The following is a 16,342-nucleotide window of genomic DNA, read 5'->3' as shown; positions in this document are numbered from 1 at the left end:
CGCAGTCCCGAGCGCCGTCCGTGAGCGAGGAAACCGCGCAATGCACCAGCCAGCAACCGTCCCCCGGCCACGGGTCCTGCACCTCGCCCAGCCGGTGGACGGCGGAGTCGCCCGGGTCGTCACGGATCTGACGCGGGCTCAGCTCGCGGCCGGCCTGGACGTCACGGTCGCCTGCCCCGACAGCGCCCTCGCGGACGGCCTGCGGGCACTCGGCGCCGACGTACGGACCTGGGAGGCGACCCGGTCGCCGGGTCCGGCGCTCGTCTCCGAGGTACGGCGGCTCGCCCGGGTGGTCGAAGAGGTGCGGCCCGATCTGGTGCACGCGCACAGCGCGAAGGCCGGTCTGGCCGGGCGGCTCGCCGTACGGGGGCGGATCCCGACCGTGTTCCAGCCGCACGCCTGGTCGTTCGAGGCGGTCGGCGGGGTCACCGCCACGCTCGCCGCGAACTGGGAGCGGTGGGGCGCGCGGTGGGCCACGCGGACGGTGTGCGTGAGCGAGGCGGAGCGTGCCACCGGGCTGCGGGCCGGCGTCCGGGGCCGCTGGAGCGTGATCCCCAACGGCATCGACGCCGAGCGTTTCCACCCGGCCGCCGTGGACACCGTACGGGCCGGGATCGAGCACCTCGCCGGGGTCGATCCGGCGGCGCCGCTGGTGGTGTGCGTGGGGCGGCTGTGCCGGCAGAAGGGCCAGGACGTCCTGCTGTCGGCGTGGGACGCGGTGCTCCGGCGGGTGCCGAAGGCGCGGCTCGTGCTCGTCGGCGACGGGCCCGACCAGGCCGCACTGCGCCAACTCGCCCCGGAATCCGTGCTGTTCGCGGGATCCGTCACCGATCCCGTGCCCTGGTACCAGGCCGCTGACCTGGTGGTCCTGCCCTCGCGCTGGGAGGGCATGGCGCTGGCCCCGCTGGAGGCGATGGCCTGCGCACGGCCCGTCGTCGTCTCCGATGTCGCCGGCGCCCGCGAGAGCCTGCCCCCCGGTCTCGCCCCCCGCTGTCTTGTCCCGGCCGAGAACCCGGCGGCGCTGTCCGGTGCCGTCACCGAGCTGCTGCTCGACCCGCTGCTGCGTGAGTCCGTCGGCCACCAGGGGCGCCGGTACGTCCTGACCACGCACGACGTGCGGCACACCGCCGAAGCGGTCGCGGGGGTCTATCGCGAACTGCTCGGCGGCAAACCCGTCGTGCCCACCGAGTGCAGGGAGTCCATCCACTCGTGACTGCGGAAAGCACCGTCCCCTCCCCCGGCGGACAGCCACGGGACCACGGGTACTCGACCGTCTCGGTCATCCCCCGGCGCACCGGCGACGGTTTCCGGTTCCCGGTCCGCCGGCCACCGGCACGGCCGGCCTCACCACTGCCGCTGCTCGGCGCCGACCTCGCCGCCGCCCTGCTGGGCGCCCTCGCGCTGACCGGCGGCCTGCACCGGCCGCTGCCGGCGGCACTACTGATCGCCGGGTCGATACTGCTGCGCCCGCACCTGCCCCGGGCCGTACCGCGCGTCCTCGACGAACTGCCCGCCGTCTGCGGGCGGATCGCGGTCGCCTGGCTCGCCCTCGGCACGATCACGGCGGCCTACGCGCCCGACCGCGCGCTGTCCGCGCGCACCCTGCTCCTGGGCTTCGCCCTTCAGACGGCCGCCAGTTGCGTGGCCCGCGGCGCGGTGCACCAGCGCCGCCGCAAGGCCCTGCTGACCCGACCGCGCACCGCACTGGTCATCGGCCCGGCGACGACCGCACAGCGCGTGGCGGCGGCGATCCTGCGCCACCCGGGGTGCGGGGTCGAGCCGATCGGCATCGTCGCCGACCGCCCCGACGGCACCGAGGGCCTGCCCGTGCTGACCACCGGCGAGGAGGTCGAGCGCGCCCTCATCCAGAACGGCGTACGGGCCGTCCTCACCGTCCATCCCTCCGTACGGTCCGAACGCGGGCCGCTGCTACGGGCGTTGGCCGAGTCGGGCTGCACGGTCTGGGAGGTCGACGCAGACTCGCCCTCGTACGAGATGCGCGACCAGCTCGCCGGATTCGCCTGTCGGCGACTGGAGTTGGGCTCCCGCAGACGCGGCAGCGCCGGCAAGCGGGCGCTGGACGTCCTGGCGTCCGGCATCCTGCTCCTCCTGGTCAGCCCGCTACTGCTGGTGTGCGCGGCGGTGCTCCGGATCACCGACGGACCCGGGGTCGTCTTCCGCCAGGAGCGCATCGGCAAGGACGGGCGCCCCTTCACCCTGCTCAAGTTCCGCACCCACCGCCCGGTCGACGAGCACGAGGCGGCGACCCGCTGGAGTGTCGCGGGCGAGCACCAGATGGGCCGCTTCTGCCGGTTCCTGCGGCAGACCTCGCTGGACGAACTGCTCCAGCTCTGGAACGTCTTCCGGGGCGACATGAGCCTGGTCGGCCCCCGGCCCGAACGCCCTTATTTCGTCGCCGAGTTCAGCCAGACCTACCCCGGCTACGCGGCCCGCCACCGGATGCAGACCGGCATCACCGGTCTCGCCCAGATCCACGGGCTGCGCGGCGACACCTCGATCGAGGACCGCTGCCGGTTCGACAACGCGTACATCGACAACTGGTCGCTGTGGCAGGACATCTGCATCCTGGCCCGCACGGTGACCGCGCTCGTACGTCCGACCGGGAGCTGAGCCGTGAACCACCGCCTGCGCACGTTCGCCCCCGTCCTGCCGGTCATCGCCGTGATCGCCCTGCTCGGTCTGCCGCTGGCCCCGGGCGAGGGAGGCGCCGGTCCGGCCGACGCGGCCTCCGGGCTCGTCGTGCTGTACTGCGGGATCCGGCTGCTGCGCGACCGACGCCGACCCCTGACCCCAACTGCCATGGTAGTCATGGGACTTCCGGTGCTCGGCCTGTCGATCGCGGCGATGGGCGCGTCCTCGCCGGGCGCCGGTCTCAGCGGCCTCGGCCGCTACCTCCAGATCTTCGTACTGGTCCCGGCCGCCGTCGTGCTGCTGATCCGCGACCGGCGCGACTTCTGCCTGCTGGCCTGGTCGTTCGTCGCACTCGCCGTCTGGCAGGGGGCGATCGGCGTCCAGCAGTACGTCACCGGGACCGGCGCCTCGTACCAGGGCGAGGACATCCGCGCGGTGGGCACCTTCGGACCGACGGACGTGATGGGCATGGCGACGGTCGTGTCCTTCGGACTGATCTGCGCGCTGGCCCTCGCCCTGGGCCGAACCGACGTACGCCAAAGGGCAGTTGCCGCCGCGTGCGCCTTCGCCCTCCTCCTCCCCCTCGCCCTGTCCTTCAGCCGCGGCGCCTGGATCGCGACAGCCGCCACCTGCGCCGTACAACTGGCGCTGGCCGGACTGCGGCGCGCGCTGAAGGTGGCCGCGGCCGTGACGGCGGCCGGCGTGGTCCTGGTCGGCGGCTTCGGGGTCGGTACGGCGATGCTCCAGGAGCGGATCAGCAGCATCACCCAAGTCACCGACGCCCCCGACCAGTCGGTGACCGACCGCTACACGATGTGGGCGGCGGCCACCGCCATGTGGCGTGAACACCCGCTGACCGGCGTCGGGTTGAAGGGCTTCCCCGAACACCGCGACGGCAACGCCTCGTTGGCCCTGTCCTCCGGCAGCGACACCGAGGGCGCGGGCGCCGCGTTCCTCAAGCAGCCGCTGCTCTCCCCGCACAACATGTACCTCCTGGTCCTCAGCGAACAGGGCCTGATCGGCCTGCTCACCCTCGCCGGTGGCTGGCTGGCCCTGCTGGTCCGCGCACTGCGCGGCCTGTTCCGCGTCCACCGCTCCGGCCAACCCGGCCTCGACTGCGCGCTCGTCTCCTGCGGCCTGCTGTTCTGGCAGTTGGTCGACTTCGCCTACGCCGACATCGGCGGCCCGTCCACGGTCCTGACGGCGGTGGTCTTCGGGGTGGCGGCGTGGTGGTCACTGGTGGGAGCAGACGGGGAGGGCCGACAGCTGGCACCAACTCCGGTACGCACGCCGGTCGAAGGGGCCCTGGCTCAATGACGGCAACTCCTCAAACGCAGCCTGACAGCAACACCGCAAAGGGGCGCGGGGAACTGCGCGCCCAGCATCAACAAGCCCGCACCCACTCAACGCCCCTCCCCAGCACCCCCCAAGAACCCCCGACAACAGAATCCCGCCGCTTCCTCGCCAAGGCGGCCCTCATCACCGCCGCCCTCTCCATCACCGGCTCCCTGCTGGGCCTCGTGCGCGACCAAGCCCTCGCCACCCTCTTCGGCGCCGGCAGCGAGACGGACGCCTTCCTCGTCGCCTGGACCGTCCCGGAGTTCGCCGCCACCCTGCTGATCGAGGACGGCCTGGCGTTCGCCCTGATCCCGGCGTTCAGCATGGCGCTGGCCCGCCGCGCGCAGGGCACCCCCGGCGACCCGGTCCGCGCACTGGTCGCGAACACCCTGCCCCGCCTGGCCCTGGCGTTCATCGCGGTGTCGGCGCTGCTCATCGCGACGGCCCCCTACCTGGTCGAGGCCCTCGCCCCCGGCCTCCCCCACCCCGCCCTCGCCATCGACTGCACCCGCCTCACCGCGACCTGCGTCCTGAGCTTCGGACTCGCCGGGTACTGCAGCGCCGCGCTCCGTGCCCACCGTCGTTTCGTGGCACCGGCGGCGATCTACGTGGCGTACAACATCGGGATCATCGCGGGGATGTTCACCTTCGGCGGCCACTGGGGCGTACGGTCGGCGGCGCTGGGCGTGGCCGCGGGTGGCTTCCTGATGGTGTTGACCCAACTGCCCGCGCTGGTACGCCAGTTGAGGAGTCACGCACCCACCGCCCCGGAAGCCGTCACCGACGCCCCCGAGACCCCCCGCCCGATGAACTTCACGCTGATGGCCACCGTGCTGCTCTTCGCACTCTGCCGCCAGTCGCAGGTCCTCATCGAGCGCTTCCTCGCCTCCCACCTCCCGGCCGGCGCCATCTCGCATCTGAACTACGCGCAGAAGGTCGCCCAGATGCCGATGGTGCTCTCGCTGATGCTGTGCACGGTCACCTTCCCGGTGGTCGCGCGGGCGCTCGCCGAGGGCGACACCGAGAAGGCGCGCGACCGGGTGGAGCGGGACCTCGCGCTCGCCGCGTGTCTGGTGCTGCTGGGCGCCGCCACGGTGATCGCCTGCGCCCCGCAGATCATCGAACTCCTCTTCCAGCGGGGTGCGTTCACCGCCCACGACACCGCGGCCACGGCCGACGTGATGCGTGTGTACGCCCTCGGGCTGCTCGGCCAGACCCTGGTCGGCGTCCTGGTCCGCTCCTACTTCTCGGCGGGCCGGCCGACCTGGTACCCGGTCGGCGCGATGGTCGCCGGCATCGTCGTGACCTCCTGGATCGGCGCCTGGACGGTCGACTTCTGGGGAGTCATCGGCATCGCGATCGCGAACGCCATCGGCATCACCGTCACCGCCGTACTGCTGCTGTGCGGCAGTGGCCCGCGCAGTGTCCCGATCCGCACCCGGCAGGTCCTGATCGAGCTGAGCCGGCCGGTGCGCGCGGCGGCGGTGGCCACGATCGCCGGGGCGTTCGCCGCCCGCGCGACGCCCTCACCGCTGCTCGGTCTCGCCGTCGGCTGCACCACCGTCACCGTCGTCTTCGCCCTGCTCGGCTGGGCCCTGGGCGCCCAGGGCTTCGCACCCGCACTGGAATCCGTACGCTCCGTCACACGAAGGCTCTCGCATGGCCGCTCCCGTTGAGTCCCCCACCACCGGCAGTCGCGTCACGGGCCCGGTCCCGTGGGTCGCGATGTACCACTCCGTCGGCGACTGCTCCGACGACCCCTACCGCATCACCGTCACCCCGGACCGGCTGGAACAGCAGTTGCGCTGGCTGAGCCGACGCGGTCTGCGGGGCGTGTCCATGGCCGAGCTGCTGGCCGCCCGCGCCCGTGGCGAGGGCCACGGTCTGGTCGGCCTGACCTTCGACGACGGCTACGCCGACTTCGTCACCAACGCCCTTCCCCTGCTGGCCCGTTGGAACTTCGGCGCCACCCTCTTCGTCCTCCCCGGCAGGCTCGGCGGTGACAACGCCTGGGACCCGCTGGGCCCGCGCAAACCACTCCTCACCGCCGACGGCATCCGGCAGGCCGCCGCCGAGGGCGTGGAGATCGGCTCGCACGGCCTGACCCACGTCGACCTGACCAAGGCGGACGACACCGTCCTGAAGGCCGAGGTCGCCGACAGCCGCTCCCGGCTCCAGGAACTCCTCAACTCCCCGGTCGACGGCTTCTGTTACCCCTACGGCACGATCGACGCCCGAGCCGTCGACGCCGTACGCGCCGCCGGATACACCTACGCCTGCGCCATCGACCCCGGCGATCTCAACGGCCAACACGCCTTCCCCCGCGTCCACATCGGCCAGAACGACACCGCCGTACGCCTCTTCCTCAAGTACCGGCTGCACCGCCTGCGCCGCCGCCCGGTGGAGGGCCTCGCGTGAAGGCCCTCCACATCATCACCGGGCTCGGTGTCGGCGGAGCCGAGCAGCAACTGCGGCTGCTGCTACGGCACTTGCCGGTCCACTGCGATGTCGTGACGCTCACCAACCCGGGCGCGGTCGCCGACGGGCTCACGGCCGACGGGGTGCGCGTGATCCACCTCGGCATGACCGGCAACCGCGACCTCGCCGCCCTCCCCCGCCTGGTCCGCATCATCCGCACCGGCGGCTACGACCTCGTCCACACCCACCTCTACCGCGCCTGCGTCTACGGCCGTCTCGCCGCCCGAATCGCGGGCGTGAAGGCGGTCGTCGCCACCGAACACTCCCTGGGCGACTCGCAGATGGAGGGCCGCAGGCTCAGCGCCGGGGTCCGCGCCCTGTACCTCGCCAGCGAACGCCTCGGCCGGTCCACGGTCGCCGTGTCCCCCACGGTCGCCGAACGCCTGAAGCGGTGGGGCGTGCCGGGCCCGCGCATCGAGGTCGTCCCGAACGGCATCGACCTGGACCGCTTCCGCTTCGACCCGGTCCAGCGACTGCGCACCCGCCAACGCCTGGGCCTGCCCGAGGGTGCGTACGTCGTGGGCGGCATCGGCCGACTCGCGGCAGGCAAACGCTTCGACGTCCTGATCCGCGCCCTCACCCAACTCCCCTCCGACTACTGGCTGTTGCTGGTCGGCGGCGGCCCCGAGGAGAACCTGCTGCGCCGTACGGCCCACGACTGCGGGGTCGCCGACCGGGTGCTGTTCACCGGCGAACGCCCCTATGTGCCGGACGGCTCACCGGGCCCCGACCTGCCCTCCCTCACCGCCGCCATGGACCTGCTGGCCTCACCGTGCCCCGAGGAGGCCTTCGGCCTGGCGGTCGTGGAAGGACTCGCGGCCGGGCTGCCCGTGCTCTACGCCTCCTGTCCCGCCGTAGAGGACCTCCCCCCGCACGCCGCTGCCGACGCCCGGCGCGTCGAGGGCGGCCCCGAGGCCTTCGCCCGCGCGCTGGCGGCGGCCCGCGCCCAGGGCCCGCGCCCGCGCACCGCCCCGGACGCCGCCCACCACTACTGCATCACCCGCAGCGCCGCCCACCTCATGGACGTGTACGCGGCCGCGGTCTCCACCTCGTCGCCGTCCCCCGCACCCCAGGGAGCCAGTTCCTCATGACCGAGAACCGACAGCACCGCCCCCTCGCCCGCGCCAGGACCTTCCCCGCCTGGACCCTCCTCGCGGCCGGCGCCCTGACCGGCGGCCTGCTCGGCGGGGTCTACGGCATCGCCAAGGCGCCGACGTACACGGCCACCAGCTACGTCATCGCCGTACCGACCGACAAGGCCGACTCCGCGACCGCGCTCGGCTTCGCGCAGGCCTACGGCCGGGTCGCCACGCAGCTCGCGGTGCTCGGGGACGCGCAGGTGTGGGCGGGCGTGCCGGTGAAGACGCTCCAGTCGAGCGTGCAGACGGCGACCTCGCCGGACGCGCCGATGGTCGCCGTCACCGCCGTCTCCTCCCGCGCCGACCTCGCCGCCGACATGGCGAACGCCGTGACCCGTTCGCTGACCGTGCACGCCAACGACTCGAAGGACTCCACCCACGTCGAACTCCAGACCTTCGCCCGCGCCGTCAAGCCGGCCTCGCCCTCCTCGGCCTCGGCCGCGGTGACCGGTCTGGTCGGCGCGAGCGCGGGCGGTCTGCTCGGCGGCCTGCTGCTGCTCGTACGACCGCGCCGGACCGCCGAGGAGACGAGCCGCCCCGCCTCCGTGCCCAGCCCGGCCACCGCGGCCGACGTCCTGTGACACCGGTGTACTCGACCCACCTCGTCACCGACGCCCAGGAGTTCGCCGAACTGGCCCCGTCCTGGGGCCGGTTGTACCAGAAGTGCGGCGCGGCCACCCCGTTCCAGAGCCACGCCTGGCTGCACTCCTGGTGGCTGTCCTACGGCAGAACAGGCCGTCTGCGCCTGCTCGTTGTCCGCGACGACCGCGAACTCGTCGCCGCCGCACCCCTGATGCTCGTACGGCGCCCGGTGCCCGCGCTGGTCCCGCTCGGCGGCGCGATCTCCGACTACGGCGACGTCCTGCTCGACGACGAGCACGGGGACCCGGCAGTCGCCGCGCTCACCGAGGGTCTCGCGTCCGCAGCCCGCACCGCGCTGATCGACTTCCGCGAGGTACGCCCCGGCGGCGCGGTCGAGCGCGTCTACGACCACTGGCGCGGCCCGCGCCGCCGCGTGCACGACTCGCTGTGCCTGGAGCTGCCCGCCGTCCCCATGTCCGAGCTGGTCGCGCGGCTCCCGTCCTCCAAGGCCCAGCGGGTCCGCGCCAAACTCCGCAAACTGACCGCGCTCGGCGTTGAGCGTCATGTCGTACGACCGGACCAGGTGGACGGAGCGCTGCGGCGGCTGCTGGAGTTGCACCAACTCCAGTGGCAGGGACGGAAAGTGACGTCCGAACACCTCCAGACCCGGTTCTGTGAGCATCTCGTGCGCTCGGTCGGGCCGATGGTCCGCTCCGGGGACGCCGTCGTCACCGAGTTCCGGCTCGACGAGGACGTGGTCGCCGTGGACCTCACCCTGCTGTCTCGGCGGCTCGCGGGCGGTTATCTCTACGGCGCGCATCCGCGGCTTCGGGAGCGGAAGGCGGACGTGGCGGTGATGCTGCTCGACGCGTGCGCCGAGCACACCGGCGCGGACGGGCCCCGCACCCTCAGCCTGCTGCGCGGCGACGAGCCGTACAAGCATCACTGGCGGCCCGAACCGGTCGTCAACCAGCGGCTGTTGCTGGCCCGGCGGCGCACGGCACCGCTGATGTCGGCGGTCGTCTGCGATGTCGCCGCGCGCCGGCGGGGCAAGGCGTTACTGCGGAAGTGGAGGGAGCGCGGTGGCGACGGACCCTGAGCGGCCCGCCGCCACCTCCGGTTCAGCGGTCGCGCTGCCACCAGTCGAGCTTCACGCACAGCTTCCCGCCGAGCCAGTACTCCACCCAGCCGCCCAGCTCCACCGGCGAGCAGTTGGCCGGGTGCGTCGGGGTGGGCTTGGGCGTCGGAGTGGGAGTAATGGTGGGAGCGGGCGGTGTGGTGGGTTCGGTCGGCTTGCTGGGCTCCGTGGTCGGCTCCTCCGTGCGGCCGAAGAGGACCGAGCGGTAGATCTTCGACGACTTCGGGTTCTCGGAGCACTGCCACACCCCGTGCGGGCAGTAGTCGGTGACCGTGTTGTACAGCGGCTTGTGCTCGTCCATCCAGGCGAGCATGCGCTTCATGTACTCCGCGTTGTCACCGTTGCGGAAGAGTCCCCATTCAGGATAGGAAATGGGCTTGCCGTGGGATTTGGCGAAGTCCACGTGTTCCTGGAGTCCGTAGGGCTCTTTCACCTGCTCGTCGAAGGTCAGCCCGGAAGGCTGGTCGTACGAATCCATTCCGACGATGTCGACCGTGTCGTCCCCCGGATAGCACTGCGTCCAGGGAACGGCGTCCCGGCCGCGGCTCGGAGTGAAGTCGAACCGGAATTTCTGGCCCGGCACCGAGCGCATCGTGGTGACGATCCTGTTCCAGTACTTCTTCCAGGCCTCCGGGTCCGGCCCGCAGCGAGAGGTGTACGTGGTGCCGTTCATCTCCCAGCCGAGCACGATCACCGTGTCCGGCACCTTGAGGTCGACCAGCCGCTGGGCCAGGGCCTTGAAGTGCTGATCGAACTGGCCGGCCGCGCCCTGCTGGAGCAGCCGCCGCACCTGGTCGTCGGAGACACCGTCCTCGTTGTGCTCCTGCATCGGCACGTTGAGGACGAGCGTCCGGTCGGACTTCTCGGTGCGCCAGTCCGCCCATACGTCGAGGAGGCCGGGGGCGCCCTCGATGTCGCTCCAGTGGTTGCCGGGCAGATAGGTGTGGCCGACGCGCAGTTCGGCGCCGCCCAGCCAACTGCTCAGCGCCGCCATCCGGGCCACGCCACGAGCACCGGAGTCGAGGAAGGCACCGAAGGCGGGGCCGGGCGTCTTCACCGGCTCCGGTCCCCCCGCCCCCGCCGCGAACCCGGGACCCGACGCAAGTGCCGCCGACGCGGCGACCGTCGCCGCGACGAATGCCAGCCGTCCGATCCGGGACGGTCGCTGCTGTGGGGCCATGCCTGCTCCTCTCTCCACTCTCGTGCTCTGTTCCGTCGTGCCGTTCCTTCTTCGCTTTTCCTTCTACTGACACTCAGTCATATGAATATGAATTACGCCACCGCCGTTACGGCTTCCGAGTTCCCCTATCGCCCGCACGGGTGAACCGACCGAAGGAAAACAGTCCGTGTCGCTGCTCGACATCCGTGTCCCCGCAGTTCTGTTGCGGATCGACCGGAATCCCTTTCACCACGGAACGCTGGGGGCCGTGCGCTCGCTCGGCAGGGCGGGAGTGGAGGTGCATGTGGTCGCCGATTCCGCCGGAAGTCCCGTACGCAGCTCCCGCTTTGTCTGCCAGATGCATCCCCCGCCGTCACCCGGCGCGACTCCCGGCGAGATCGCCGGCACGCTCCGGCGGGTGGCCGCCCGCATCGCGCGTCCCGCCGTACTGATCCCGATGGACGATGCGAGCGCCATCGCGGTCGGCAGGCTGGGGGACGAACTCGCCCCCTCCTACCTGCTGCCGCAACAGCCCGGCGCGCTGCCCGAACGCGTCGCCGACAAGGCGGAACTGGCCGCCGTATGCGCGAGCGCGGACATCCCGCACCCGGTGACGCTGATCCCGGAGAGCCCGGCACAGGCCGCGAGCGCCGCCTGGCAACTGGGGCTGCCAGTGGTCGCGAAGTGGAGCCGGCCCTGGCTGGTGCCGGCCGGGACCGGGCTGCGCAGCACGGTGGTGGTGCACAGCGCGCAGGACGCGCGCGAGCTGTATCTGCGCGCCGAGGAGGCGGGCAGCCAACTGCTGTTGCAGGCGTTCCTGCCGTCCGGGCCCGACCGCGACTGGTTCTTCCACGGGTACGCCGACCGTTCCGGTGCCGTGCGCGGCGGCGGGCCCGGCCGCAAGCAGCGGGCCTGGCCGCGCGGCGCGGGTCTGACGGCGGTGGGCCGCTGGACGCCCAACCCGCAGGTGCAGGCCCTCTCCGAACGCCTCACCGCACAACTCGGCTACCGCGGCATCTTCGACCTCGACTTCCGCCGCTGCGGCTCGACCGGCCGCTACCACCTGCTCGACTTCAACCCGCGGCCCGGCGCCCAGTTCCGGCTCTTCGCCGACAGCGCCGGCCTGGACGTCGTCCGCGCGCTGCACCTGGACCTGACCCACCGTCCGCTGCCGGAGGGGGTGCCACGGCCTGGGCGGTCGTTCGTGGTGGAGAACTACGCGCCGCTCAGCGCGCTGCGCCCGGCGCCCGGCGGACGCGAGCTGGCCTGGTACGCGCCGGACGACCGGGCGCCGGGCCGGGCGATGTGGGGACTGTGGGCCGGGCATGTGCTGCGCAAGCTGCGGGAGCGGCTGGGCGGAGCGAGTGCCGCGCACACGGACACGCGGGTGGCGCGGCAGGCGGGCGCGAGCCCTCTCTACGAGACCGCCGAGACCGCCGAGCCCGTCGAACTCGTCGAGCCCGCTGAGCAGGCCGAGTTGAGCACATTGAGCAAGTTGACCGAGTTGACCGATGACGAGAAAGCGAGCAGTTGCTGATGTACGACCTGCTGGTGGTGGGCGCGGGCCCGTACGGCCTGTCCATCGCGTCCCACGCCGCGGCCGCCGGGCTGAACCTGCGCGTCTTCGGCCGGCCGATGGCGTCCTGGCGCGACCACATGCCCCGGGGCATGTTCCTCAAGTCGGAGCCCTGGGCCTCCAACCTGTCTGATCCCGAAGGGCGTTGGCCGCTCGACGTGTACTGCGCGGGCCAGGGCGTGGAGGCCCGGCACGGGGAGCCGATCCCGGTCGAGATGTTCGCCTCGTACGGTCTGTGGTTCGCGCGGAACGCCGTGCCCGAGGTGGACGAGCGGACGGTGGAGCGGATCGCGCCGGTGCCCGGCGGCTTCGAGGCGGTGACCGACGACGGCACGGTCGTGCACGCCCGTACCGTCGCGCTCGCGGTCGGTGTCATGCCGTTCGTCGAAATCCCCTCCGCGCTGCGGGGGTTGGACCGCTCCCTCGTCTCGCACAGCAGTCACCACAGCACGCTGGACGACTTCCGCGGCAAGGACGTCACGGTGATCGGCGGCGGCCAGGCGGCCCTGGAGACGGCGGCACTGCTGGCCGAACAGGGCACGCGGGTACAGGTGTTGGCCCGGGCCGAGGAGCTGTGCTGGAACGATGTGCCGCCGGCCTGGAAGCGCCCGTGGTGGCAGTCGGCCCGTTCCCCGCACAGCGGTCTGGGCCCCGGCTGGCGCAACTGGTTCTACTCCGAGCGCCCCGACCTCTTCCGCCGTCTCCCGGAGTCGACCCGGGCCGGGATCGCGGCCAACGCCCTTGGTCCCGCGGGTGCTTGGTGGGTACGGGACCGGTTCGAACCGGCGGTGGAGGTGCTGCTCGGCCACGAGGTCGCGGCGGCGGACGCGGTGCCGGGCGGGGTACGTCTGGAGGCGGTGGGCCGAGGGGGCGGGACACGGTCGGTGGAGACCGAACACGTCATCGCGGCCACGGGATTCAAGGCGACGACCGGCCGACTCGGGCTGCTTTCCAGCGAGTTGAGGGGATCGCTGGCCACGGTGGGCGACGGTTCCCCCGCGGTCGGCCGGGACTTCGAGTCCTCGCACCCGGGCCTCTTCATGGCGGGCCTGGTGACGGCCTCGGGCTTCGGTCCGGCGATGCGCTTCGTGCACGGCGCCACGTTCACCGCGGGCGCGCTGGTGCGGGGAGTCGGGCGCCGGCTGCGCTCGGAACCGCGCGGCGGGATGGTCCAGGCACCGGGGCGGCGGGGCACGCCGGCCTTCGTACGACGCTGAGGGCTTGTGCGGTGCGGGTGTGCCGGGCGGTGACGTCCGGCACCCCGTGTGCATTACCTACGGGACGCGGCTCGTCCTCGTCGATAGAGAATCGTGCCACCCGCGATCAGCGCGGCACTGACGGCGGAGGTGGCCAGCATGGCCTCACTGCCGGTGTGCGCCAGGACGGGCGGCGGGGTGTAGCTCCCACCGGCGGGCGGAGGCATGTGGTCCCCACCGCTCGGAGGTTGGGTGTGGTCTCCACCCGGCGGGGGCGGGGTGTGGTCGCCGCCGGTGGGCGGCGGGGTGTAATGCCCACCGCTCGGAGGCGGAGTGTGGTCCCCACCCGTGGGGGGAGGCGTGTGATGCCCACCCGTCGGAGGCGGAGTGTGGTGCCCCCCGCTCGGAGGCGGAGTGTGGTCGCCGCCCGTGGGGGGAGGCGGCGTGTGATCCCCACCCGTCGGAGGCGGGGTGTCGTGTCCACCGGTGGGCGGAGGCGTGTGATGCCCGCCGGTCGGTGGTGGGGTGTGGTGCCCGCCACCCGGAGGCGGGGTGTGGTGGTGCCCACCCATGGGCGGCGGCGTGTGGTCGCAGTCCTTGGGAGGCGGGCTGTGGTGATGGTGGTGGTGGTGTTCGCCACCGGTCGGAGGCATGTGCGGAGGCGCATGCGAGGGTGGCGGAGGCGTCTCGTGGTCCTCGGAGCCGTAACCGGAGTGGTCCCCGGACCCGTAGCCCGAGTGATCCCCGGACCCGTAGCCCGAGTGATCTCCCGACCCGTAGCCCGAGTGGTCTCCCGACCCGTAGCCCGAGTGACCCCCAGAGTCGTAACCGGAGTGATCCCTAAAGCCGTGGCCGGAGTGGTGCCCCGACCCGTACCCCGAATCGCCCCCGGAGCCGTAGCCCGAGTCGTCGTCGGAGTCTCCGAACGAGTCGTCGTACGCCTGCTCGGCCCACCGGTGGTGTCCGGTGTGCTCGCTGTGCCGGTGCGATTCCTTGCCGCCGGCGCAGGAGTTGCCGAACGTCGGGTTGAGCCCGGCCGCGCCGTCGACGGAGTTGCCGCACGCATTGACCGGTGCGTCGACCGGGACCTCAAGACTGTTGCCGGACAGGATGCCCGGTGAGCCTGTGGCAGCTCCGCCGGTGAACGAGTCGGCCACGGCGGGGCTGCCGCACAGGGACAGAATGCCTGTCGCGGCGGCGGCCGCGACCATTCCCTTACCCAGGGTCTGTCGCAATCTCGTTGTCTTCTCTGCTTGAAGAGGTGGGAAAAAAAGCCGGCCCTGGGACGGAAACGTGTCCAGGGCCGGCCGTGACACAGCCGGAACGGCTGGTGTGTTACATCGTCAGTCGTTGGCGCACACGTTGCCGAACGCCGGGTTCAGCAGGCCGATCACGTCGATCGAGTTGCCGCACACGTTGACGGGGATGTGCACGGGAACCTGGACCACGTTGCCCGAGAGGACACCCGGCGAACCGATGGCGGCACCCTCGGCACCGGCGTCGGCGAAGGCCGGGGCAGCCATGCCGAGGGCCATGATCGCACCAGCGACAACAGCAGCGCTCTTCTTCATGAACGTTCCCTTCTCTGCGGTCATGCCCTATGACGGCCGAAACCGAGCGAGCACAGCTTGGGCGGCTCGCACCATGACCTGCAGCCTGTAAAACGAGGGATAGACACCGGAAGAAACTGAAGAACGCGCGCCGCCTGACAATTCACTCGATCGTCCGCACTGAATTGACGCGATGGCCGCACTGATGCAGAAACGCTTCTCTTCAAGGGAAGACAGCTTTTTCAAGCAAACCGGGCGACCCGCGCGGAAAGGTCCGGCGGGCCGCCCGGTTCACTCGGGGGCGTACGGTCAGCTACCCACGGCGCCGTTGCCCGAGAGGACCGGGATGTTGTCCAGGAGGTGCGACAGCGGCTCGTCGCCCTTCGCCTGGGTCGAGTTCTCCGTGCACTGCTGGTTCTGCGGGGCCGACAGGATCGGCACGTCCTGCAGGACGGTGACCGGCACCAGGATGCCCACGAGGGAAGCCGCGTTCACCTTGACCGGCAGGCCGACACAGAGCTTGTTCAGGTCGCCCTGGGCGAGCGAGAGCTGGGGGCTCAGGTCGCCCTTGGTCCTGGCGTTGCCGTAGGCCTGCTCGGCACCGTTCCCGTTCGCCGTGGTGACGCCGTTGTCGTTGCCGATGGCCAGCGCCTGCGGGGCGGCCGTCGCCGAGACGCCGACGACGGAAGCCGCGACAGCCGTCGCAGCCATTGCCTTCTTGAGCATTTCTGCGGTCCTTTCCTGGCAGAGACACAATTCCTGCTCCCCCATCAACAGGGGTCTGCGGAATTGGTTCCGTGGCTTCACCCGGTTGGATTCATCTGGGCCATTGGAGTGAATGGGAGCAACCATGCGGCCGGGCGCCAGTTGTTCAGGTCGCTCCGGTGGACGGGGTTACTCCAGAAGGGATCATGAAGTGATCAAGAAGGTTATGGCTGCTGCGGCTGTCGCCGCTTCCGTCGTCGGAGCCTCGGCTGCCGTCGCCACCCCGGCGATGGCGATCGGTAACGACAACGGCGTCACCACCGCCAACGGCAACGGCTCCGAGCAGGTCTACGGCAACCAGGCCACGTACGGCAGCATGAGCCCGCAGATGGCGCTCGTCCAGGGCTCGCTCAACAAGCCCTGCATCGGCCTGCCGGTCAAGGCGAACCTGGCCTCGCTGGTCGGCCTGGTGCCGATCACCGTCCTCCAGGACGTGCCGATCCTCTCCGCGCCGCAGAACCAGCAGTGCACGGAGAACTCGACCCAGGCGAAGGGCGACGAGCCCCTGTCGCACATCCTGGACAACATCCCGGTCCTCTCGGGCAACGGCGCCGCGGGAAGCTGATTCGCGGACTCGCACGACGGGCCGCCGAATTGCCGGCGGCCCGTCGGTTTATGTGCGGGCGGATCCGCCCGCGCCGGTAACCCCTCCGTCGTCCACGGAGTTCACGACCGGCACATTGCTCCATTCGGGGCAAAAGCCGCAACCAAACCAGTCACCACCCGGTTGATCATCACGCGGCTCCGCAACGGGAGTCCGTCCTCCGAA

The 16,342-nt window shown here is 71.7% G+C and carries 15 protein-coding genes; 11 read left to right on the top strand and 4 right to left on the bottom strand.

Annotated elements, in window-relative coordinates:
- Positions 1 to 40: 40 nt before the first annotated feature.
- The 8 genes from ABZT04_RS20040 to ABZT04_RS20005 are packed head-to-tail and all read left to right on the top strand — an operon-like array spanning position 41 to position 9,288.
- The gene (locus ABZT04_RS20040) at positions 41 to 1,213 is read left to right on the top strand and encodes a glycosyltransferase (protein ID WP_356058008.1); all 1,173 of its coding nucleotides are present in this window, start codon (positions 41 to 43) and stop codon (positions 1,211 to 1,213) included.
- Positions 1,210 to 2,631 carry an exopolysaccharide biosynthesis polyprenyl glycosylphosphotransferase gene (locus ABZT04_RS20035; protein WP_356058006.1) on the top strand — a complete coding sequence of 474 codons (1,422 nt, stop codon included), beginning with the start codon at positions 1,210 to 1,212 and terminating at the stop codon, positions 2,629 to 2,631. Before ABZT04_RS20040 ends, ABZT04_RS20035 begins: the two co-directional genes overlap by 4 nt.
- Before the next feature lie 3 nt (positions 2,632 to 2,634).
- On the top strand, positions 2,635 to 3,969 hold the full coding sequence (locus ABZT04_RS20030) for an O-antigen ligase family protein (RefSeq protein WP_356058004.1): 1,335 nt from the start codon (positions 2,635 to 2,637) through the stop codon (positions 3,967 to 3,969).
- Positions 3,966 to 5,666 (top strand): lipid II flippase MurJ, encoded by a 1,701-nt coding sequence (locus ABZT04_RS20025; RefSeq protein WP_356058003.1) that lies wholly within the window; start codon positions 3,966 to 3,968, stop codon positions 5,664 to 5,666. The genes ABZT04_RS20030 and ABZT04_RS20025 overlap by 4 nt, the downstream gene beginning before the upstream one ends.
- Complete coding sequence (locus ABZT04_RS20020; protein ID WP_356058002.1) at positions 5,650 to 6,408, top strand: polysaccharide deacetylase family protein; 759 nt, start codon at positions 5,650 to 5,652, stop codon at positions 6,406 to 6,408. Before ABZT04_RS20025 ends, ABZT04_RS20020 begins: the two co-directional genes overlap by 17 nt.
- The gene (locus ABZT04_RS20015; RefSeq protein WP_356058001.1) at positions 6,405 to 7,559 is read left to right on the top strand and encodes a glycosyltransferase; all 1,155 of its coding nucleotides are present in this window, start codon (positions 6,405 to 6,407) and stop codon (positions 7,557 to 7,559) included. Before ABZT04_RS20020 ends, ABZT04_RS20015 begins: the two co-directional genes overlap by 4 nt.
- Positions 7,556 to 8,188, top strand: a complete 633-nt coding sequence (locus tag ABZT04_RS20010; RefSeq protein WP_356058000.1) for a lipopolysaccharide biosynthesis protein — start codon at positions 7,556 to 7,558, stop codon at positions 8,186 to 8,188. Before ABZT04_RS20015 ends, ABZT04_RS20010 begins: the two co-directional genes overlap by 4 nt.
- A complete protein-coding gene (locus ABZT04_RS20005; RefSeq protein WP_356057999.1) occupies positions 8,185 to 9,288 on the top strand; it encodes a GNAT family N-acetyltransferase in 1,104 nt (367 codons plus the stop codon). Before ABZT04_RS20010 ends, ABZT04_RS20005 begins: the two co-directional genes overlap by 4 nt.
- 22 nt (positions 9,289 to 9,310) lie before the next feature.
- Here the strand turns inward: ABZT04_RS20005 and ABZT04_RS20000 are convergent, their stop codons facing one another.
- Positions 9,311 to 10,507, bottom strand: a complete 1,197-nt coding sequence (locus ABZT04_RS20000) for a glycosyl hydrolase (protein ID WP_356057998.1) — start codon at positions 10,505 to 10,507, stop codon at positions 9,311 to 9,313.
- Between the two features lie 166 nt (positions 10,508 to 10,673).
- Between ABZT04_RS20000 and ABZT04_RS19995 the strand changes: the two genes are divergently transcribed.
- Positions 10,674 to 12,023, top strand: a complete 1,350-nt coding sequence (locus tag ABZT04_RS19995) for an ATP-grasp domain-containing protein (RefSeq protein ID WP_356057996.1) — start codon at positions 10,674 to 10,676, stop codon at positions 12,021 to 12,023.
- The gene (locus ABZT04_RS19990; RefSeq protein ID WP_356057994.1) at positions 12,023 to 13,279 is read left to right on the top strand and encodes an NAD(P)-binding domain-containing protein; all 1,257 of its coding nucleotides are present in this window, start codon (positions 12,023 to 12,025) and stop codon (positions 13,277 to 13,279) included. Before ABZT04_RS19995 ends, ABZT04_RS19990 begins: the two co-directional genes overlap by 1 nt.
- A 53-nt stretch (positions 13,280 to 13,332) precedes the next feature.
- Here the strand turns inward: ABZT04_RS19990 and ABZT04_RS19985 are convergent, their stop codons facing one another.
- The 3 genes from ABZT04_RS19985 to ABZT04_RS19975 all read right to left on the bottom strand — a co-directional run bounded on the left by ABZT04_RS19985 (position 13,333) and on the right by ABZT04_RS19975 (position 15,534).
- Positions 13,333 to 14,469, bottom strand: a complete 1,137-nt coding sequence (locus ABZT04_RS19985) for a chaplin family protein (RefSeq protein ID WP_356058089.1) — start codon at positions 14,467 to 14,469, stop codon at positions 13,333 to 13,335.
- A gap of 132 nt (positions 14,470 to 14,601) precedes the next feature.
- Positions 14,602 to 14,793 (bottom strand): chaplin, encoded by a 192-nt coding sequence (locus ABZT04_RS19980; protein ID WP_356058088.1) that lies wholly within the window; start codon positions 14,791 to 14,793, stop codon positions 14,602 to 14,604.
- A 324-nt stretch (positions 14,794 to 15,117) separates the two neighbouring features.
- The gene (locus ABZT04_RS19975) at positions 15,118 to 15,534 is read right to left on the bottom strand and encodes a rodlin (RefSeq protein WP_356057993.1); all 417 of its coding nucleotides are present in this window, start codon (positions 15,532 to 15,534) and stop codon (positions 15,118 to 15,120) included.
- Between the two features lie 190 nt (positions 15,535 to 15,724).
- Between ABZT04_RS19975 and ABZT04_RS19970 the strand changes: the two genes are divergently transcribed.
- Positions 15,725 to 16,138, top strand: coding sequence for a rodlin (locus ABZT04_RS19970; protein WP_356057992.1), 414 nt, complete (start codon positions 15,725 to 15,727; stop codon positions 16,136 to 16,138).
- Positions 16,139 to 16,342 lie beyond the last annotated feature (204 nt).

It is taken from the genome of Streptomyces sp. NPDC005492, assembly GCF_040605995.1.
In the GTDB taxonomy this organism is placed as follows: domain Bacteria; phylum Actinomycetota; class Actinomycetes; order Streptomycetales; family Streptomycetaceae; genus Streptomyces.
The sequence above is the reverse complement of the archived record's forward strand: the minus strand, read 5'-3'. Positions and strand labels throughout refer to the sequence as shown.